The organism is Lactiplantibacillus fabifermentans DSM 21115 (assembly GCF_000498955.2).
Classification (GTDB): Bacteria; Bacillota; Bacilli; order Lactobacillales; family Lactobacillaceae; genus Lactiplantibacillus; species Lactiplantibacillus fabifermentans.
In genome coordinates this window covers 1-20,666 of sequence record NZ_AYGX02000136.1, presented here as the reverse complement: position 1 = coordinate 20,666, position 20,666 = coordinate 1, and the positions used below count along the sequence as shown (strand labels likewise).

17 protein-coding genes and 1 tRNA gene are annotated in these 20,666 nt (G+C 44.2%); 3 read left to right on the top strand and 15 right to left on the bottom strand.

The annotated features are described in order from the left end of the window. Window positions 1-91: 91 nt before the first annotated feature. From smpB to rpoN, 13 genes are all read right to left on the bottom strand, one after another. Window positions 92-562, bottom strand: coding sequence for an SsrA-binding protein SmpB (smpB, locus tag DY78_RS11625; protein WP_024626101.1), 471 nt, complete (start codon window positions 560-562; stop codon window positions 92-94). Window positions 563-586: 24 nt separating this feature from the next. Further along, window positions 587-3,013: a ribonuclease R gene (gene rnr, locus DY78_RS11620; protein ID WP_024626100.1), complete on the bottom strand. Its 2,427-nt coding sequence runs from the start codon at window positions 3,011-3,013 to the stop codon at window positions 587-589. A gap of 17 nt (window positions 3,014-3,030) precedes the next feature. Next, the gene (locus DY78_RS11615; protein ID WP_024626099.1) at window positions 3,031-3,777 is read right to left on the bottom strand and encodes an alpha/beta hydrolase; all 747 of its coding nucleotides are present in this window, start codon (window positions 3,775-3,777) and stop codon (window positions 3,031-3,033) included. A 53-nt stretch (window positions 3,778-3,830) separates the two neighbouring features. Continuing rightward, window positions 3,831-4,067, bottom strand: coding sequence for a preprotein translocase subunit SecG (gene secG, locus DY78_RS11610; protein WP_024626098.1), 237 nt, complete (start codon window positions 4,065-4,067; stop codon window positions 3,831-3,833). A 99-nt stretch (window positions 4,068-4,166) separates the two neighbouring features. Further along, a complete protein-coding gene (locus tag DY78_RS11605; protein WP_024626097.1) occupies window positions 4,167-5,717 on the bottom strand; it encodes a ClC family H(+)/Cl(-) exchange transporter in 1,551 nt (516 codons plus the stop codon). 12 nt (window positions 5,718-5,729) lie between these two features. Further along, window positions 5,730-6,626 (bottom strand): phosphotransferase family protein, encoded by an 897-nt coding sequence (locus DY78_RS11600; protein WP_024626096.1) that lies wholly within the window; start codon window positions 6,624-6,626, stop codon window positions 5,730-5,732. Window positions 6,627-6,994: 368 nt separating this feature from the next. Beyond that, on the bottom strand, window positions 6,995-7,501 hold the full coding sequence (locus DY78_RS11595; RefSeq protein WP_024626095.1) for a hypothetical protein: 507 nt from the start codon (window positions 7,499-7,501) through the stop codon (window positions 6,995-6,997). Window positions 7,502-7,878: 377 nt separating this feature from the next. Next, window positions 7,879-9,207, bottom strand: coding sequence for a phosphopyruvate hydratase (gene eno / locus DY78_RS11590; protein ID WP_024626094.1), 1,329 nt, complete (start codon window positions 9,205-9,207; stop codon window positions 7,879-7,881). 78 nt (window positions 9,208-9,285) lie between these two features. Then, the gene (gene tpiA / locus DY78_RS11585; RefSeq protein WP_024626093.1) at window positions 9,286-10,044 is read right to left on the bottom strand and encodes a triose-phosphate isomerase; all 759 of its coding nucleotides are present in this window, start codon (window positions 10,042-10,044) and stop codon (window positions 9,286-9,288) included. A gap of 27 nt (window positions 10,045-10,071) precedes the next feature. Beyond that, window positions 10,072-11,274: a phosphoglycerate kinase gene (locus DY78_RS11580; RefSeq protein ID WP_024626092.1), complete on the bottom strand. Its 1,203-nt coding sequence runs from the start codon at window positions 11,272-11,274 to the stop codon at window positions 10,072-10,074. A gap of 117 nt (window positions 11,275-11,391) precedes the next feature. Then, window positions 11,392-12,414 carry a type I glyceraldehyde-3-phosphate dehydrogenase gene (gene gap / locus DY78_RS11575; RefSeq protein WP_024626091.1) on the bottom strand — a complete coding sequence of 341 codons (1,023 nt, stop codon included), beginning with the start codon at window positions 12,412-12,414 and terminating at the stop codon, window positions 11,392-11,394. 67 nt (window positions 12,415-12,481) lie between these two features. Further along, window positions 12,482-13,510 (bottom strand): sugar-binding transcriptional regulator, encoded by a 1,029-nt coding sequence (locus DY78_RS11570; protein ID WP_024626090.1) that lies wholly within the window; start codon window positions 13,508-13,510, stop codon window positions 12,482-12,484. Between the two features lie 221 nt (window positions 13,511-13,731). After that, on the bottom strand, window positions 13,732-15,066 hold the full coding sequence (gene rpoN, locus DY78_RS11565; protein WP_024626089.1) for an RNA polymerase factor sigma-54: 1,335 nt from the start codon (window positions 15,064-15,066) through the stop codon (window positions 13,732-13,734). An 82-nt stretch (window positions 15,067-15,148) separates the two neighbouring features. On the opposite strand from rpoN, the gene DY78_RS11560 reads away from it, so the two are divergent. From DY78_RS11560 to DY78_RS11550, 3 genes are all read left to right on the top strand, one after another. Further along, window positions 15,149-15,220 (top strand) — tRNA-Arg (locus tag DY78_RS11560). Window positions 15,221-15,568: 348 nt separating this feature from the next. Then, on the top strand, window positions 15,569-16,159 hold the full coding sequence (clpP, locus tag DY78_RS11555; protein ID WP_024626088.1) for an ATP-dependent Clp endopeptidase proteolytic subunit ClpP: 591 nt from the start codon (window positions 15,569-15,571) through the stop codon (window positions 16,157-16,159). 618 nt (window positions 16,160-16,777) lie between these two features. Further along, the gene (locus tag DY78_RS11550) at window positions 16,778-16,981 is read left to right on the top strand and encodes a hypothetical protein (RefSeq protein WP_033613626.1); all 204 of its coding nucleotides are present in this window, start codon (window positions 16,778-16,780) and stop codon (window positions 16,979-16,981) included. Here the strand turns inward: DY78_RS11550 and DY78_RS11545 are convergent. Further along, entirely contained in the window at window positions 16,974-18,626 is a 1,653-nt protein-coding gene (locus DY78_RS11545; RefSeq protein ID WP_024626087.1) for a peptide ABC transporter substrate-binding protein, read from the bottom strand. The two genes, DY78_RS11550 and DY78_RS11545, sit on opposite strands and share 8 nt — an antisense overlap. A gap of 312 nt (window positions 18,627-18,938) precedes the next feature. Next, window positions 18,939-20,423 (bottom strand): glutamate/gamma-aminobutyrate family transporter YjeM, encoded by a 1,485-nt coding sequence (gene yjeM, locus DY78_RS11540; protein ID WP_024626086.1) that lies wholly within the window; start codon window positions 20,421-20,423, stop codon window positions 18,939-18,941. Between the last annotated feature and the right edge of the window lie 243 nt (window positions 20,424-20,666).

Here is a 20,666-nt window from a genome sequence, read left to right as displayed (position 1 = left end):
AGGTTATGCTGAACAATTTGTCCAAAAATTCGGATTAAATTTGCAATCTACCATCAGACGACTTTTTTTAATTGACCGCCATACTAGCACATCAATAATGCTTCATGACGCGATCAATTTGGCGTTGTTGTTCACGTTTTTTGATATCTTGGCGTTTGTCGTATTCACGTTTCCCATGAGCGACCCCAATCAAGACCTTAGCAAAACCATGTTTAAGGTACATCTTCAAAGGAATAATCGTGACCCCTTTAGTCTGCGTGGCTTCCCCCAGCTTACTGATTTCCTTTTTATGGAGCAGTAATTTGCGGTTACGCAGTGGGTCGACATTAAACCGATTGCCCTCAGCAAACGGGCTAATGTGCACATTCATCATCCAGGCTTCGCCGTTACGAATTTGCACATAGCCGTCTTTTAAGTTTACTCGCCGATCACGAACGGACTTGATTTCCGTCCCAGTTAAAGCAATCCCAGCTTCGTAGGTATCTTCAACCGCGTAATCATGCCGAGCTTTCCGATTTTGAGCGAGGGCGGTATCCGGATGTTTACCGTGTTGTTTGGCCATCAGCCGCACATCCCCTTACTTAGCCTAGTGGCGGTTGTCGTTGTTCGACCGCCGTTGGCCATTATTACTATTATTATTGCGATGGTTACGGTTATTACTGTTGCCATTGCGGTGATTGTTATTGTTGTTACGATTGCCACCATTACGGTTGCCGCCGTTACGATTACCACCATTGCCGTTACCATTGCGATTGTTATTACCATTACGCTTATAGTTACCATTGCCACCACGACGGTTATTGCCACGATAGTTGTCACTATGTTCACGTTTTGGCAATAAGTCCGTCTTCGGCGCTTCTTCCGGATTCAACAACTTAAAGTCAATTTCACGTTGGTCTTTATCGACCCGCATCAATTCAACTTTAACTGGTTGCCCAATTCGGAAGGTCCGTTTCGTCTTACGACCAACTAAGGCGAGTTGTTTTTCAACATATTCGTAATAGTCATCGTCCATGACGCTAATGTGGACTAACCCTTCAACGGTATTTTCCAATTCAACGAATAACCCGAACTTCATCACTGAGTCAACGACCGCATCAAAGTGTTCGCCAACGTGGTCAGCCATATATTCAGCCTTCTTCATCGAATCAACATCACGTTCGGTATCAATCCCGCGACGTTCGTTGTCAGATGTTGTTTCCGCAATAACTGGTAAGTTATCCCGATACTTAGCCCGAGCATCTTCACCAGTTCCATTTTCCGCATAATGACGAATCAAACGGTGCACCATCATATCTGGATAACGGCGAATTGGTGAGGTGAAGTGCGTATAGTATGGCGCAGCTAACCCAAAGTGGCCTAAGGATTGGTCAGCATACTTCGCTTGCTTCATGCTCCGTAACATCATGACCGAAACCATGGCTTCTTCCGGCTTGCCAGCGACTTTCTTCAAGACATCTTGCAACATCTTCGGTTTGACATCTTTAGAACTACCGGTGACGGTAACCCCAAAGTTCGTAACAAATTCGAAGAAGCTGAGCATCCGGTCACTATCAGGCGTTTCATGGACCCGATAGATGAATGGGACTTTGAGCAAGCTATAGTGCTTAGCCACCGTTTCGTTAGCTGCCAACATGAAACTTTCAATCATCCGTTCGGCTAAACCGCGGACCCGCAATTGAATGTCAATCGGGTGACCGGTTTCGTCCACAATGATTTTAGCTTCGTTGTCATCAAAATCAATGGCCCCGCGGTGACGCCGGTTCTTGTAAAGAATCCGGTGCAAGTCACCCATGACGTCGAACATATCCACTAAGTCTGAATATTGGTCTCGGGTCTTAGGATCATGCGCTTCCAAGATTTGGTTAACGGCGTCATAAGTCATCCGCGCGTGCGACTTGATCACACTTTGGAAAATCTTATGGTTGACGATTTGACCAGTGGGGTCGATTTCCATTTCACAACTCATAGCCAACCGTTCAACATCCGGATTCAATGAACAAATACCGTTTGATAACCGGCGTGGCAACATTGGAATCACCCGGTCCGTTAAATAAACGGAAGTCCCGCGCTTATACGCTTCCCGGTCTAATTCAGAGTTTTCCGTCACGTAATGACTAACATCGGCAATGTGGACCCCTAAATGGTAGTTCCCATTGTCCATCTTCCAAGCAACGACCGCGTCATCCAAGTCTTTCGATTCGGCGCCGTCAATCGTGACTAATGGTTGGTCGGTAATGTCCACGCGACCGGCTTTATCTTCATCCGTTACATAATCTGGAATCCGATTGGCTTCTTCAGTCACTTCTTCTGGGAACACCGATGGGACATCGTGTTGATAGACCACTTGTAAGACATCCATCCCCGGATCATCGACACTCCCGATGACTTGCTTGGCAATTCCGACGATACGGGTTGGATTTTTAGCATCCGGATAAGCCGCAACTTCAGCGATAATGACTTCGCCTTCCGTTGGGTGTAACCCTTGGTCGGTCACTAAGAGTTCATACTTAGAAAGCTTCTTTTCTTTGATTTCCACTTTCCCAATAAAGCCAGCAACGGCCGTACTTGGAACAAACGCACCCACGATTTGGGAATAATTGCGTTGCACAATTTTAGTGATTTTACCTTCCGGACCGCGGTCGGAACCGGGACGCGCTGGGCGGATGATTTCAACTTGGACATCATCGCCCGTGAAAGCAAACATGGTGTTATCCGGGTTGATATAAATATCAGGTAATTCGGCATCGTAGCGCACGAACCCAAACCCTTTGTCGTTGCCATGGAATGAGCCTTCGACAACTTTACTATCTTGGACGATTTTGAAATGATCATGATCATCCGTTGTGACTAATTTTTTACGTTCCATATTAGCTAATTCTTTAACTAAAAATGTAAACGCGGTTGATCCTGTGAAATGCAATTCATCGCATAACCGTTCCACACTGTAGCTCCGGTCGGGATGAGCTTGCAAAAAAGTCAGGATTTGTTCTTGTAAGTTAGCTTCTGACATTATTTACCTCGTTTTTTTTAATAAATAGTTTTTAAATACTCTAAGACATCGTTTTCCAGTTGATGATGCGCGCCATTCACTGTAATGACATGACCAGCCGTCGCGTACCAGTGAAAGCTCACTTGGCCACCTTGGGCGACTAGTTGCGTGCGTAACCGTTGCGCAACTTGGGCATCAATCAACTCATCTTGACCACCTTGACCAATAAAAAATGGCTGGGTAATTTGTGACAACTGGGCTTGCACTTGCTCGGCAGTAAACGTATCAATTGCTTGTAACTGCGCTTTGGCGGCCGGGATTAGGTCCTGAACGGCGGTCGCCGCATCGGCTTGACCCGCCGCCGTTAATTGTCGCGTCGCCAACGTTTTAAACATTTGCGCCACCCGGGTTTTCGCCGTTGGAAAGATTGGCGAGCTGAACGTGCCCCCACCTAATAAGGTCGAATCTTGTTCCAAGGCATGCGTCGCAAAAATGCCACCAAGCGATAACCCAAAGATACTAATTTTAGTATAGCCTTTTTGGCGCATAAATGATATTGCTTGCTGCGTATCTTGCCACCAAGCCGCGGGCGAACCATGCCGCACAATATCGCGCGGGTCGCCCGTCGCATGCCCGCTAAACTGGGGCGCATACACCGTATAGTTTTCGCGTTCCAAGGCGCGCCCTAACAGCCGCACATCGTTAGCACTCCCCGCATAAGCGTGGAGCAAAATCACTGCTTGATCGCTATGTTCAAATAAGAATGGGGTTGGTCGTTGCCACACGTTTTACACCTGCCTTAAAAAAAAGCCTCCTGAAATCACAGGAGGACAATTAATTACTTCGATGAATACCAAGCTAAAGCCAGCGCCGCTACAAAGAAAATAATTCCGAGTACGACGGTCACTTTTTGCATGAAGGCTTCAAACCCGCGGGGCTTTTGTTTTGCAAACAAATCATCAGCGCCACCAGTTAATGAAGACATGGCATCATTTGTCTTGGATGGTTGCATCATCACCGCAATAATAATTAAAACGGAAACGATCAATATTATCGTCATCAGTAAATTATACAATAAAAGTGCCTCCTAAAGAGTCCGCTATGTCTATAACAATTTAACACATTTAACCTGATTTTTCCAGTCAGGCGGGCAATTAGTTAGATTTCAAAGTTCTCAAGTATTGACGGCCGTTAAGTGGTCAATCGCGTGATGGACCCACGCCCGATTACTGCGGTCCGTTAAAACAATCAAAGTATCGCCGGCGCGCATTAACGTATCGCCGTGCGGAATCACTTGGCGTTCACCCCGGCGAATCGCAATCAGCAGGGATTCCTGCGGCCACTTAAAGTCCCGGACTTGATGGCCTTCTAATACGGACCCTTCAAAAATTGGAAATTCCAACCGGTCTTGAATCCCACTGTGTTCGGGCAGCTTCGGTTGGGTTAATTTTTCGAGCAACGCTTCATAAATCGGCGCGCCACCGAGTAAGTCAACGACTAAGTAAGCCGTCATCGAAACAACCGCCAGCGGCATCAAATGATGCAACGTCCCGACCATTTCCGTTATAAGTAGAATAGCAGTAAACGGTGCTTTCCCAATCCCAGCAAAGTAGCCAGCCATCGCAAAAATAATAAAGTTGGTGACAAAGTGTTGCGGCATCCAGCCTAAAGCGACCATTGTTTCTGCATAAATACCACCTAAAATAGCCCCTAACGATAAGATGGGCAAGAAAATCCCACCAGGTAATCCGGACCCATATGAAATGGTTGAGAAGACGAATCGCAACACAAAAATTCCAATCAACGCCGTAAGTACCGGCGTGTGAGCGGCAATATTTAAAATCACCGCATTCCCACCGCCGAGTAATTGTGGCCATAACAACCCAATCGGAATCACTAATAGGAATGGAATCAACCCATCTAGCCAACTCGGTAGCCGTAATTTAGCATACCAACTAGGCATCGTTAACGTCACGTTTTGATATAAATAGCCAAAGACTCCGAGAAAAACCCCGAGCCCAATCAAATTACCATACTGACTCAACGGTAACGTTTGCCCGTATGGAATATGGAGCACTGGCACTAAGCCAAAAAAATTCAATGAAATAAAATTGCTGGCAATCGCACTAGCTAAGGCCGTGGTCCAAATAATCGGTGAAAAGTTATGATAGACTTCTTCAACAATAAACAACGTACTGGCAATCGGCGCATTAAAGGCCGCTGACAAGCCCGCGGCGGCCCCCCCAGCAATCAGCGAACGCCGGTCGGCTCCTTTGCGATGGAGCTTTTCAGCAACACCTTGACCAATCGTCGCGCCTAGTTGGATTGAAGGCCCTTCGCGACCCAGAAATAGCCCCGAGCCGATGCCTAAGATACCGCCAACGAACTTGCGCCATAGCACGGGCCACCACGCATAATCCAGTTCACCAGCTAGTTGCCCTTCAACCTGGGGAATACCCGACCCTTTAATATCTGGTTCGTGTTTGACCATCAGACCTAAAATAACCGCCACAACCACACTCACGACAATCCAAGGTAACACTAACCAAGGGGTCACCAGAATTTGGCCATAGACCCACTGGACCAGCTTCAACCCATATTCAATACAAAAACGAAAGACACTGACCACGACGCCAGCAATCAAGCCTACTAATACGCCGCGCCCAATCGCCCCGAAGCGCGTCAAATCCAAGCGATATCGATTGGGGCCCCGATCTTTTTTCAAGCCGTCATCCCCCTATTCGACAGGTAAAATCGTCTGTAACCGCGCCGCCACTTGGGCTAAGGTCACTGGATATTGATTAGCCATTAAGTGTTGAATGTAGGCCGGGCCATCTGCTCGCCACAACAACCCCATCAATAATTCGGAAGCCAAGTCACTGACCCCATACGTTTCACGGAAGCCTTGTAATAAGTCCGCATCCCAAGCAAAGGCTTGTAATACTAACGGGACCAATTCCGCTTGACGGGGTGCTTGCATCGCTAATTGAAAATGTTGCAGTCCCACTTGACCGGGCGTCACGACCAAGTTATCCCCAGTCAAATCACCGTGAACAAAACAGTTCGGTGTCGCGGGATGTCCAGCTAAGTAGGCGTCGCGGTCAGCGGCAAAGTTGGCGCCAAGTTGCTGCCAATTCGCCTGATCACTCAATGCTCGGGCGTCAACTTGATTAAAGCTAGCGACCTCACCATCTAATTGGGCTAAAACCGCGCCAATCTGACGACCTAACGTGGATTTAGCCAGCGGTTCCGCCGTTTCCACAAACTCAGCAACCGGCGTGCCCATTAAAGGACGATAAATCACGTAGTAAAATTGATAGCTATCAAAGATAAATCCGGCATGCAGCAGTTGTGGAGCGGTCAATTGTAGCCGCGTCATCCGCGTTAAACTAAAGCGTTCCGTTTGATAACGGTCGCGGGTATTCGGCGCCACGTTAGCCGGTGGAAAAATGGCAATTTGCGTGGGACCAATATTAAAGACCGCCGCAAAATCATCCGTCACGATTTCCGGGGTCTTAAACGGTTCGTTTTCACTTAAGTAAATTTGATGCAACAATGGCTCAAAGGCCGTGGGTGTATTTTGCACCGCTTGCCAATCCGACCATTCATTAATTTGATTTTGAAAATAATCCATGCACAGAAAGCTCCTTTAAATACTCGTGCTATTATTTTACCACGAGATATGGTTAACGACGGAAATTAACCTGTTTCTGTTTGAGAATCCCTCACTTTCAGATGATGGCCGCAGCCCGGCAACTAGTGTTTCTCGTGCAAGGACCGGCTAAAGCCAAAGTGCGGTCTTTAGCCTCGCTTTCAAGCTCGGCCAAACCCGCCAATCTTGAAAGACGTCCTTTTCCTAAGCCGAGAAGTTCGCTCGACTAAGGAAAATTTTTGCACGTTCACACTAGTTACCCGGCTGCTGGGAGGGTAATTATTAGACTAACCAACTAATTGATACTGGTCACTTAATAGGTTTTGTGCTGTTTTAAATGGTGAATGTATTTATTTGAACATACCTTTACTACTAACCAACGTGGTGTGAACCCCATTTATTCGTTTATGGAACAACACATTCACCCGGATTTTCTTCTGAATATACTGATGGTCGACGGCACTCAAATCAACCCGATACAAGACGGTGTATTTACGGCCCTTCAATTTATAGGTTCCCCGCTTCATTTGTGAGATACCATTGGCAAAATTGTAACTAATACCGTACCAACCATTTTTCTGCTTTTGAATAACCGCATACTTTGGTTTCCCAGAAAAGCCTTTAAGTTTTTTGACGACTTGGGCCTTGTAACTATTCGACACTTTATTTTTACGATTGATATCCTTAAAGCCACTTGAATTTTTTTGTAACTTGTATTGTGAATACTCGTGACCAGACATACCCTCATACCAAGTCCCTCGTAAACTAGCCGGCATCGTTTTGACATTCGACATCGCCTGAGCTGGCGCATTCAAACCCAACCATAAAACAGTAAAGCTCAGTAATGCTAACAACATCCCCTAACAAATTCCCGCATGATACACCCCGTTCGTTTCATTTTTATACTAATCATAGTAATAAAGACAGCTTCCGCCCACCAGTTGCCTACTCAGTTGTGTACCTGTAGACACTATTTAGCTGCTGGCGACTGAGGATGCGCGCCGTGTCGCGATAATTGGCTGGTGAATTACCCAGCCAGTTATCGGGGTCGTCTTAGGGGCCTGACATGGGCTATGGTCAGGCCCCTAAGTGCCCTGCAGACCGCTCTTTGGCTGCAGGTCTGCCCCACGGCGCACGTCCCCAGTCGCCAGCAGCGGCATTACCATCCAAAACGTATGTATTAAAAAAGTGCCACTCAAATGAGTGACACTTTTCCGAAAATGCTTGAACCTAATTACTTGCTAGCAATCGTGTTACGAGCGTCTTCACTCAAGTTGTAGAAACCTGAGAGACCCTTGTATTCTGAAGTGCTTTCAAGTTGGTCTTCGATCCGCATTAATTGATTGTATTTAGCAATCCGTTCAGTACGGCTCATTGAACCAGTCTTGATTTGGCCAGCGTTCATTGCGACAACTAAGTCAGCAATGGTCGTGTCTTCAGTTTCACCAGAACGGTGTGAAACGATGGCAGTGTAGCCAGCTTGCTTAGCCATTTCGATAGCTTCAACAGTTTCAGTTAAAGTACCAATTTGGTTAACCTTGATTAAGATAGCGTTGGCAACGTCCATCTTGATCCCCTTAGCAAGGTAGTCAGTGTTAGTAACGAACAAGTCATCACCAACGATTTGAACCTTCTTGCCAAGCTTTTCAGTAGCCATTTGCCAGTCTTCCCAGTTGTTTTCATCCAAAGGATCTTCGATAGAAACGATTGGGTACTTGTCAACGATGCTGTCAAGTAAGTCAACGAATTCTTCGGCAGTAAATGATTTACCATTTTCGCCTTCACCCTTCAAATCATACTTGCCAGTTTCAGTATTGTAGAATTCTGAAGCGGCACAGTCAAAGGCAATCGCGATATCCTTACCAGGTTTGTAGCCGGCACGTTCGATAGCTTCAACTAAGATTTCGAATGGTTCTTCGTTGTTCTTCAAATCAGGAGCGAAACCACCTTCGTCACCAACGGCAGTTGAGAATCCGCGTTCGTTCAAGATAGCTTTCAAGTTATGGAAAGTTTCTGAACCCATACGAACGGCTTCTTTGATTGATGATGCGCCAACAGGCATGATCATGAATTCTTGGAAGTCAACGTCGTTGTTGGCATGTGCCCCACCATTGATAACGTTCATCATTGGAGTAGGTAAGACATGCGCATTGAACCCGCCAAGGTAGTTGTATAATGGCATTTCAAGTTCGTCAGCAGCAGCACGTGCAGCGGCGATAGAAACACCTAAGATAGCGTTAGCGCCTAACTTAGCTTTGTTAGGAGTACCATCTAACTTGATCATAGCTTGGTCAATGGCACGTTGGTCGGTAACATCGTAGCCAACGATTTCTTTGGCAATTAACTTGTTAACGTTGTCAACGGCTTTAGTAACGCCTTTGCCCATGTAACGGCTCTTGTCACCATCACGTAATTCAACGGCTTCATGTTCACCAGTTGAAGCACCTGAAGGAACGATACCGCGACCAAATGCGCCGCTTTCCGTATATAATTCAACTTCAACAGTTGGGTTGCCACGTGAGTCTAAGACTTCGCGAGCATAAATATCTGTAATAATAGACATTATATTCTCTCCTTAATTTTGCTTGTAATTGGTTCAATCCCCATTGTAGAGGGTTGAGTTTGAACTTGCAATAATGAATTAGTTGTTTTGGTAGTTTACTAATTCTAAGAATGAATCAGGTTGCATTGAAGCACCACCGACTAAGCCACCATCGATGTCGGCTTTGCTCATTAATTCAACAACGTTAGCTGGCTTAACACTGCCACCGTATTGAATACGAACTTTGTCAGCAACTTCTTGTGAGTATAAATCAGCAACCGTCTTACGAACAACGGCACAGATTTCTTCAGCTTGGTCACTAGTAGCAGTCTTACCAGTACCGATAGCCCAGATTGGTTCGTAAGCAATTACCAACGAACTAACTTGGTCAGCAGATAAGCCCTTTAAAGCAGCCTTGATTTGGCCTGAAACCCATGATTCTGCTTCGCCAGCTTCACGTTGTTCTAACGTTTCGCCACAGCAGATGATTGGTAACATGTTGTTCTTGAAGATAGCGTGAGCTTTCTTGTTAATGTCTTCGTCAGTTTCGTGGAAATAACCGCGACGTTCTGAGTGACCAATAACAACATAGTCAACACCTAAGTCAGCTAATGCAGCTGGTGAAGTTTCACCAGTGAAGGCACCAGCATCTTCAAAGTAAGCATTTTCAGCAGCAATCTTTAAGTCAGAACCCTTAGCAGCTTCGATCATTTCTTGTAAGAAAAGAGCGGGAGCAGCAACAACTGATTCTACTTTGTTTGGATCTGGTAATTGATCCTTAACCGCGTTAACGAAAGCTAAAGCTTCGCTAGCAGTTTTGTTCATTTTCCAGTTACCGGCAATAATAGGTTTACGCACGATAGACCTTCCTTTCGGAGAACAGAATTATTTGTCAGAGATAGCAGCGATACCAGGTAATTCCTTACCTTCAAGGTATTCAAGTGAAGCGCCACCACCAGTTGAGATATGAGTTAACTTGTCGCCAACGCCTAATTGCTTAACAGCAGCAGTTGAGTCACCACCACCAACAATCGTTGTTGCGTCAGTTAAAGTACCTAAGAATTCGCCAATTTCAAGCGTTCCCTTAGCGTAGTTACTCATTTCGAACACACCCATAGGTCCGTTCCAAACAACCGTCTTAGCATCTTTCAAAACATCTTTGAATTCTTGAACAGCTTTAGGGCCGATATCTAAGGCCATGTAGCCATCAGGAATTGAACCTTCAACAACTTTGTTAGGAACATCGTTGTCAAATTTTTCAGCAACAACTGAGTCGCTAGGTAAGACCAACTTGTCGCCAGCCTTTTCGATGATTGACTTAGCTAATTCAATCTTGTCTTTTTCAACAAGTGAGTTACCAATGCCCATGCCTTTAGCAGCATAGAACGTATAAGTCATCCCACCACCGATGATGATCTTGTCAGCTTTGCTGATTAAATGATCAATAACACCGATCTTGTCAGAAACCTTCGCGCCACCTAAGATAGCAACGAATGGGTGCTTAGGATTGTCAACGGCATCCCCTAAGAACTTGATTTCCTTTTCCATTAAGAAACCAGCAGCAACTTGGTCCATGTTTGAAGCAATACCAACGTTTGAGGCATGGCTACGGTGAGCAGTACCAAAGGCATCGTTGACGTAAACGTCACCGAGTGAAGCCCAGTACTTGCCTAATTCAGGATCGTTACCTGATTCGCGTTTAACAACTTCGCCGTCAACAACGTCTTCGAAACGAGTGTTTTCAACAACTAAGACGTCACCGTCGTTCATGTTGTTGATAGCCGTTTCAAGTTGTTCGCCTTCCGTAACTGGTACGAAAGTAACGGGTTTGTTTAATAAGTTTGAGAGACGTTCAGCAACTGGACGTAAGCTCAAGCCCTTCTTATCGTCTTCACTCTTAATCCGACCTAAATGTGAGAATAAGATGGCTTTACCATCATGTTCCATCACGTATTTGATCGTTGGTAAGGCAGCCACGATCCGGTTGTCATCACCAATTTTGCCGTCTTTAATTGGAACATTAAAGTCGACACGAATTAAAACTTTTTTATCTTTAACATCTAAATCTGAAACGATTAATTTAGCCAATGTTAAATCCTCCTAGGAATTCGTGAACGTGAATTAAAAAAAACGGCAAGAGGAGTTTGCCTCCCCCCGCCGTTAAAAACCATATGCGGTTTTAAAGTTCTAACAAACTAATTTATATTAGAGAGTAGCGAACTTCAATAAAGTACGTACCATTTGGCAAGTGAAGCCATATTCGTTATCGTACCAAGCAACAGTCTTAACTAATTGGTTGTCACCATCAGATGTAACTTCTGTTTGAGTAGGATCGAAGATTGAACCGAAAGTAGTACCGATAACATCAGATGAAACGATTTCTTCGTCGTTGTAACCGAATGATTCGTTACCTTCAGTATGCTTCTTGATAGCTGCGTTAACTTCGTCAGCAGTAACTTTCTTGTCTAAGATAGCAACTAATTCAGTTAATGAACCGTCAACAACACCAACACGTTGTGCATGGCCTTGTAATTTACCGTTCAATTCTGGGATAACTAAGCCAAGAGCTTTAGCAGCACCAGTTGAATGAGGAATAGTGTTTACACCGGCAGCACGTGCAGCACGGAAGTTACCGCCACGTACAGGGCCGTCTAATAACATTTGAGTTGAAGTGTAAGCATGGATAGTAGTCATAGTACCAACCTTGATACCAAATTCTTGGTTTTCAAAGAATGCTAATGGTGCAAGGCAGTTAGTAGTACATGAACCAGCTGAAACGATACGGTCATCAGAAGTTAAGATGTCATCGTTAACGTTGTAAACGATAGTCTTTAAGTCTGAGCCAGCAGGAGCTGAGATCAAGACACGCTTAGCACCAGCGTCCAAATGAGCTTGTGACTTAGCTTTTGATGTGTAGAAACCAGTACATTCGAGAACGAAGTCAACGCCGTCGTTCTTTACCCAAGGAATATTTTGTGCTTGTGGTTCAGCATAAACACGGTAAGTCTTACCGTTTACGACGATTGAATCGTCAGTTGCTGAAACGTCAGCATCCAAAGTACCATGAGTTGAGTCATACTTCAAAAGATGAGCCAACAATGCAGGTGAAGTTAAATCGTTAATAGCAACAACTTCGATATCACTTGACTTTGCACCAAGTTCTAAGATACGACGGAATGCTAAACGACCGATACGTCCGAAACCATTAATACCAATTTTTACAGACATACTAGAATTTCCTCCTTGTGGAAATAAAAATATTTTTTATTTTAAAAAGTAGCTTCTATATAGAAGATTACTTTTTTAAAATCAAGTTAGCGGCGCCCTCGTCCGTGATTAAACACGTCCGTTTTGGCGCGATCTTCATATACGCCTCAATTGCGGTTGCTTTAGAAGCACCCCCCGCAACTGCGAGTATAGTCTCCATATTGGCCAGTTCACCGATTTGTAATCCGATGCGCGGAATCCGATAAACCACCTTACCATCCTTATCGAAGAAATAACCAAAGGCTTCGCCAACCGCTTGACGGCTACGTAACACTTTAATCTGATCCTCCGACATGTTACGCCGATGGGCCATCGACACCGCATCACCGATGCTGTGGATCACCACATTAGCGCGACGAATGATTTTTAAGACCTCTTGGATACTAGGTTCCTTGAGGAGTGGTTCATACGTTCGCTCACTGACCTGTTCGGGCACAAACAACGAACGGAATTTTCCGCCAGTTTGTTGTGCCATTTGCGACGCAATCGTGTTGGCTTGAATCGCAACCGATTCACCAACCCCACCGCGTGCGGGAACAAACAACAAATCACGTTTACTAGCAAGTTTGTTAGTTAAGTGATTGGCCACATGCTCCATGGTGTGACCACCCATTACCGCAATAATACTCTCACCTTCTGGCAACAGCTGCTGTAACAGTTGGTTTACTTCTTCGCCCATGGTCCCGATAACTTTTAACTGGCGGTCGGAATCGCCGGAAACGATGATACAACGTTTAATGTTAAAACGTTGTGCCAATTGCCGTTCCTTTTGGCGGATTCCCATTAGCTCATCCATGAACTGACTCAAGCCAAGTAAGACATCCTTACCTTGCTGGGTCACGCTCATGCCGGACTTATCAGCGATAATCAAATCAAGCTTCCGTAACGTATCCGTTTCGGTTCGCAAGGTTCGTTCACTGACGTCCAAGGTTTGGGCTAACAACCGCCGTCCAACTGGGGCCATCCAATTAATGGTTCGCAATACTAAGTAACGACGACTCAGCATGTCAACCATATCTGGGGAAATTGCCTCAATCCATTGAATATCTGAATGCATGGCATTCAACCTGCTCTCTAGTGGGACGGATTCAGTCCAGCTATGTCGAATAACGACCCAAAGACTTCAAAAAACAAAGCACACAACAATCAATTCCTTAGGAAGTTCCTGTCGCATACCTCTCTTAACCACAACATGAATTATAGCAGGTTCATGCAGTGGTTGCAAATCATAACCTAGCCAAGCGAAGACCCGACTAGTAAAATATTTTACTGGTTTGATTATTCGGTTTTTAAATACTGTTTACGCTTCGATGACGATGGAATATTCAGCTTTTCGCGATATTTGGCCACCGTCCGCCGAGAAAGTTCGACATTCTCATCCTTAAGAATTTGAACAATTTTTTGGTCTGAAAGCGGTTTTTCTTTATTTTCGGCTTCGATCAACGCCACAATTCGATGTTGTACATTGTCCGCTGAGACTAATTGACCATCGGTGGGACGTTTGGTGACCGCTTTGGTGAAAAAGCGTTTGAGTTCAAACATGCCAAAATCAGTCTGAATATATTTACCATTAATGCTCCGACTGATGGTTGACTCATGGACTTGTAATTGCTGAGCCACATCGCGCAATAATAACGGCTGTAATTCGGTCGTCTTTTCTAAGAAGAAATCCGCTTGGCGGTCGATAATAACAGTACCGACCCGAAAAATCGTGGCTTCGCGTTGTTGCAAACTACTAGCAATCCACTCATATTCAGATTTCTTTTCTTTCAAATACTCCGTCACTTCTTGATCGTCATGCTGATTCATCTGTTGGAAGTAATTCCCTTTGAACTTCACAACCGGTTGGGCCATCGACGCCGTCTTCAAGGCTAGCTGCCCCGCTTGTTGACTAACGACTAAGTCTGGGAAAATGTAACCCGTTGTTTCTTGACCAACCGCGGCCCCCGGCGTTGGACTGAGCGTCCGCACATAATCATAAATTGATGAAATATCCGCTAACGTCACGTCATACTGTTTTGCGAGCGGAGCCCACTGGCGGTTGACGAACGCTTCGAAGTTTTCTTCTAATATAATGTAGGCTAGATTAGGCGCCTGTTCATCATTCTCCGTTTGCAGCATCAATGCTTCTTGCAAATTACGGGCCCCAACACCGGGTGGGTCGAGTTGTTGCAATAAGGTAATCGCATCTAACAACTCAATCGGAGTGGCGTTGGTTTCTCGCATCGCTTGTGCTTCATCCACCCGTAAATAACCGCTCACATCCACGTATTCGATTAAATACAAGACGATTTGCCGTAAATGAGTATCGCGCATCGTTAAATGAATCTGATCTAATAAATATTCAAACAATGATCGGCGGTTAGTTGTTGAAACTTGTTCAATAAAGTCGGCTTGGGTCGACCGGTTTTTAACGGCACTCAAACTGGCATGATTAGAATTCCAATTCGTATCAACATCAATCAACGGATTTTCAAGTGCTTTTTGGCTCAAGAAATCGCGTAATTCCTCAACATTGAACTGCAACATTTGAATAGATTGTTGTAATCGTTGGGTCATCGCTAACTTTTGCGATTGCCGTTGTTGTTGGCGAAAGCCTGGTCCTAATGCCATAATAATTCCTCCCAAACAATTTTTTAAATAATACCCCTTGTGTTTTTATCCATTATCCGCTAAACTATAATATGTTGTTTAGGCGCCCGTAGTGTAATGGATCGCACGTAAGATTCCGGTTCTTGAAATGGGGGTTCGATTCCCTCCGGGCGCATCAGTTAGCTGAGTTAAAACTCAGCTTTTTTTATACCCAAATTCAAGATAAAAAAGTTGATATCTATACCGCTTACATCTTAATATAGTAACGAAGTTCGCTAGGAACCTCAAGCATGTAGTCTATGACGTTACTAACTGTTAAGATAAGTTTTAGCGCAAGAAAAAGAGATTGGGATCTCCCAATCTCAAGCCGTATATGATAGAAACCTAAGTATACCACGTTCATTGTTAAAACGGAATTTTGTTTTTGAGGTTTTTCTTTTGACCTTTACTGACCTTAGCGGTAAACTACATTTATATTAGCAAGCAGCTAATTAATCTTGAAACTTTAGGAGGCTAACAAGTTATGTATCCAGTTCCGACAGTTATCGAACAGTCATCACGTGGCGAACGTGCCTATGACATTTACTCACGACTTTTAAAGGACCGTATCATCATGTTATCAGGTCCGATTGAAGACAACATGGCTAACGCCATCATTGCCCAATTGCTTTTCTTAGATGCCCAAGATTCAGATAAAGACATCTACCTTTATATCAACTCACCAGGTGGGGTCGTTACCGCCGGCTTGGCAATCTACGATACGATGAACTTCATCAAATCTGATGTCCAAACCATCGTAATGGGAATGGCTGCTTCCATGGCCAGTGTCTTGGCATCATCCGGGACGAAGGGCAAACGCTTTGCGTTACCTAACTCCGAAATCTTGATTCACCAACCTTCTGGTGGTGCTCAAGGTCAACAAACTGAAATCGAAATCGTTGCTGAAGAAATTTTGAAGACTCGTAAAAAGATCAACGAAATCTTAGCAAGCAATTCCGGTCAATCAGTTGAAAAACTGAACCACGATACCGAACGTGATAACTACTTAACGGCGCAAGAAGCCAAAGATTACGGTTTGATCGATGATATCATGGAAAACAATAGCTTGAAATAATAAGCCGTTTTGAACTGAGTTAACATTTATGTTAGCTCAGTTTTTTGTGTAGTAGTCGTTTGCCGCTACCGCTGGCAGTGTCTGGGCGGGTTTCACCGTGGGGCAAACCTTGGAGCCCAAAAGCGGTCTCCCAGGCGGTTAACAGCCAAGCACAACCCGCTTGTCTATTAACACGGCCCATTTGCTAAGCTGACAAAAAACATCAGCTAAGCAAATCGACACGGTGTCCCCCGCCCCGACACCGCCAGCTCTCGCTAAATCAAAACAACAATTTTCTAGTTAAATTTCTATGCTGCTTCAATTTAATCTCGGACACCAACTAGCTAAAACTCTTTTAAATTATAGATTTCATAGGCACTTGTATTATTTCATTATTAATTCAATCGCCATTCGACTTTTGAGGCGTCAGCCTGATCAATTGAATACCATGCAAAAATGAGGTCAGTGCTAAATAACAATGCGATGACCTCATTCATTTGCTTAGTATTACCATTGTAACTATGGCAACAAAAACATATTCGGAATTTATAAAATAGCGACTGAAACAAATAGTGCGACCACAAAATTGTGGTCGCACTATTTTTATAGAAAAGTCAATTTAGTTGTGAGTCAGCGATAATGGAAGTCGTCGTGAAAGTGCCGTTAGTTCGGCATGGTTTTGGCCGAGCTTACGGCACCGACATCTTTGTAGATTGGCGGGTTGGGCCAAGCTTCAAAGTGAGGTTCGAGACCGCTCTTTGGCTCGAACCGGTCGTCACGGCGGCTGGAATTATCACTGACTCACAACGGCAACCTGCCAATCACATTTGTAAAACTATTTAGCGATATAAGCGTACTTGTAATTCCACTGGGTCCCGGCCGTATTATGGATGATTCCCTTGGCTTTGGGATTTTGTAAGTACGAGTAAACCGTTTGATATAACGGCGTGACGCCTTGATCTTGCATTAAGACGCGTTCCGCTTTTAACATATCTTGCCAACGGGCTTCCGGCTTATTGGCATCTTGATTTTGAGCTTTTTTAACTAACGCGTCATATTCACTACTATTGTATTTCCCGTAGTTATACCCGCTACTCTTAGTCAAGATTTGCAAATGTGAGATGGGGTCATTGAAGTCCGCGCCCCAGCCACTCAAGTAGAGGTCGAAGTTACCATTTTGGGCCCGTGATTGGGCTACTTTTGATGGAATATTCGACAAATCAATCGTCAAACCGCTCAAATTCTTTTCAAGCGCCCCTTTGAAGTATTGAGAAATGGCCTTATTTGGTTCATCGTTAGAGGTCAGCATCGTTAACGTTAACTTCTTCACGCCGATTTCTTTCAATCCTTGTTTCCATAACTTCTTCGCCAAGGTTGGATTGTAGGACGTTGAATTTTTAACCGTTGATTCGCTGGCGAAATCTTTGCCACTCTTCGGATCAGACGCTAAGTTTTGTGGCACGAACGTCTTAGAAACCGTTGAGGCATCGCCGATAACATTTTTAACTAAGGAACTCCGATTAATTGATAATGAAATTGCTTGGCGAATCTTTTGGTTGTTCATGGCCTTCTTGATTGTCGCGTTACTGTCATTGAAGTTATAAATTAAGAACGCTGTGATGGAATACGGATACGTGGTGTAGTCACTATTGTTCTTTTCGTTCTTAACTTGTTCACTGGCTAACTGGGTTAAATCAAGTTTGTTTTCTTGGAACAAGTTCAACGTGGTCGTCGTACTTTCGTTAACCGAGTAGTTAATCTTTTGAAGGTGTACGACTTTCTTATCCCAATATTGATTGTTCTTCACAAATGACCAGCTATTGTTGGTCCCGGTCCAGCCCGTTAACTTAAATGGCCCACTGTATAACATGTATTGGGCTTTCGTCGCATACTTGCTGCCCCACTTCTTAACGGCCTTTTCACTGATTGGTCCAAACAATGGATAGGTCATTAACTTCTTGAAGTACGTAATGGGTTTGTCCAACGTGACGATGAACGTATGCTTACCTTCTGCTTTGACGCCCAACGTGCTCGGTGACTTTTTACCGGCAACGATTTGGTCGGCGTTTTTAACGCCTGAGAATAAGTAGGCGTATTGAGACTTCGTCGATGGGGTCACCGTACGTTTCCATGAATAAACAAAGTCTTGCGCAGTGATGGCGGAACCGTCACTCCATTTGGCATTGCGAATCGTGAACGTATACGTCTTGCCGTCTTTGGATACTTTCGTCTTGCTAGCTAAACCGGGCGTGATTGACCCATTTTTCCCTAATCGATATAAGCTTTCGAATAAATTCCCCGTACTGCCATAACCGGACATGTTGGAAATATCGATTGAATCTAATGAACTTGGATACGATAGATTTAAAACTTGACTGCTGGCATACTTGCCATTACTTGAACTTTGACTGCTTTGCTTCCCACACGCAGTCAACACGGTTACTAATAATAAACTTAAGATAACTGCGAATACTGATCGTTTTTTCAAGTTGCTCGCCCCTCTTATCAATTCAATGTGTGTTAACCCTAACCATCGGTAACAAAAAAACGCCTGCCAAGAATCTCGTCAGATTCCAAGCAGACGTTCAAAATAACGTTATGAGCTCAATGCCGTTAATTTTGATGTTGTCGCGACGCTTGTAATTCAACGCAAATAGCCATGTTGTTTGGTTCACAACATGGACAGCACATCATCATTTGCATTTGGTTGAATTGTTTTTGCATGATCGTCGCTCCCGATTTCATAAGATGGATTTAGTATAGATTTTGGCACTTACTTTTGTCAAGTAAATTAAAAAAGTTATTTTTGTAAGTTACGCTCGCGCACTTGATACCAAACGGCTCCTAGCGCCCCAAATAAAATTGGTCCAGCTAACATCCAGATGGTATTTTTAACATCGCCATCCACTAAGATTGGTTGAATCAAAGTGAAGATGTTGGCGCCTAACACGACGATGAAGACCATCCAACTAATAATAAACGTCCATTTATGTGACGTATAAACTTCAAATGGTTTGGCAATACTTTCGTTGTGTTTGAACTTTGGAAAGGCATAGACTAAGAACAAGTATGGTAACGTCATTGAAACGTTGGACATCAACGTTAAGATATTATAGAAGTTCGAAGCATCCGATGTCGCAAATGAGGCGATTAAAATAATCACAATGACTAAGGCACATTGAATTATCATCGCGTAGCTCGGCATTTGTTGCTTGTTAAGTTTAGTAAACTTCTTGGGCCAGAGTTCCTTGGGGGTTCCTAAGATCAAGGTCTTCAGTGGCGAGTACGTCAAGGTGAAGAACGCCCCACTATAAGCCAAGAACATCCCTAAACCAGTATACCGGGCGAACCATAATCCGACCACGTTACTCGTCGCCGCCGTTAAACCAAGCGCTTTACCGAGTTCATAACCCAAGTTACGCATCATGACATAACTGATGTTCCCCATGTTGGTCGTGGGACTGGATAAAACGGATTGCCAGTTCGTGCTAATTCCCCAGCAAAAGATTCCTAAGCCGTAGCCTAACGTGATAATAATGGCTGAAATAATAATCCCACGAGGGAAGGTTTTTTCTGGATTCTTGGTCTTATCAACCATCCCACCGAGCACTTCCAAGCCACCATAAGCAAAAATCGCAAAGACAGCGAAACTCATTAACCCAATTGGATGTTGATAACTAGGGTTTGGTGAACTTAACCATGAATTCAACGGTTGCGCGAAGTGACCATGGTTCAAGGCTAAAATAACCCCGGAGATCACTAACAGAATCGCATTCAAACTCGTTACGGCTAAGCCACCAAGACTCGTAATCCGGACAATCCCTTTGACCCCTTTAATGGAGACCCAGGTGACAATAATCATCCACAAGCATGACAGTAACCCAATCGTTTGGGTCGCATTCAACCCTAAGAAGGCAAACTTTTGCGTTTGGTCACTCCCAAAGAATGTCGTCGTAAATGGAATCCAAACTTTCGCCGACGTCGACACCATCCAAATGATATACGACGCAAACCACATAAAGGTCCCGATAAACGCGAACTTGGAATTAACACTAACTTCCAGCCACTTATACATCCCACTTTGATCCGACTTGATTGCCGCCCCGTATTCCGCCATCATTAACGCAAACGGAATAAAGAACAGTACCGCGGCCACGAGGTAAAACAGAATTGATGAATACCCCATTAAGAAAAAGGCGACGGTCCCATTGGCAAAGCCGAAGACGGTGGTAAAGATCATCATCACTAACGCGGTTAGTGTGATTTTATTATCTTTTTCAGCCATAAAACTCTCCCCACTACTCTTCAAATTTTGCAATTTATAATTGCGCTTACAAACAATTGTAAATAAGAAAACAAATAACCACGTTTAAGAATAATAATAAACGTCTAAGTTTATGCTGTGACATTTAGCCTAATTCTGGTGATTAAATTAGTTATTTCGCCTATATTATACGGGGAAAGTGAATAGGTTTGGTAGATTGTAAAATTAATCCGAACGCTGTTCGGACAAAAAAGATCAGCTTCC

Coding starts and splice junctions, on each gene's coding strand:
- smpB (WP_024626101.1), bottom strand. CDS start 562: ATGGCCAAACAACACGGTAAACATCCGGATACCGCCCTCGCTCAAAAT.
- rnr (WP_024626100.1), bottom strand. CDS start 3,013: ATGTCAGAAGCTAACTTACAAGAACAAATCCTGACTTTTTTGCAAGCT.
- DY78_RS11600 (WP_024626096.1), bottom strand. CDS start 6,626: ATGGATTATTTTCAAAATCAAATTAATGAATGGTCGGATTGGCAAGCG.
- DY78_RS11595 (WP_024626095.1), bottom strand. CDS start 7,501: ATGTTGTTAGCATTACTGAGCTTTACTGTTTTATGGTTGGGTTTGAAT.
- eno (WP_024626094.1), bottom strand. CDS start 9,207: ATGTCTATTATTACAGATATTTATGCTCGCGAAGTCTTAGACTCACGT.
- gap (WP_024626091.1), bottom strand. CDS start 12,414: ATGTCTGTAAAAATTGGTATTAATGGTTTCGGACGTATCGGTCGTTTA.
- DY78_RS11570 (WP_024626090.1), bottom strand. CDS start 13,510: ATGCATTCAGATATTCAATGGATTGAGGCAATTTCCCCAGATATGGTT.
- rpoN (WP_024626089.1), bottom strand. CDS start 15,066: ATGGCATTAGGACCAGGCTTTCGCCAACAACAACGGCAATCGCAAAAG.
- clpP (WP_024626088.1), top strand. CDS start 15,569: ATGTATCCAGTTCCGACAGTTATCGAACAGTCATCACGTGGCGAACGT.
- DY78_RS11550 (WP_033613626.1), top strand. CDS start 16,778: ATGGAAGTCGTCGTGAAAGTGCCGTTAGTTCGGCATGGTTTTGGCCGA.
- yjeM (WP_024626086.1), bottom strand. CDS start 20,423: ATGGCTGAAAAAGATAATAAAATCACACTAACCGCGTTAGTGATGATG.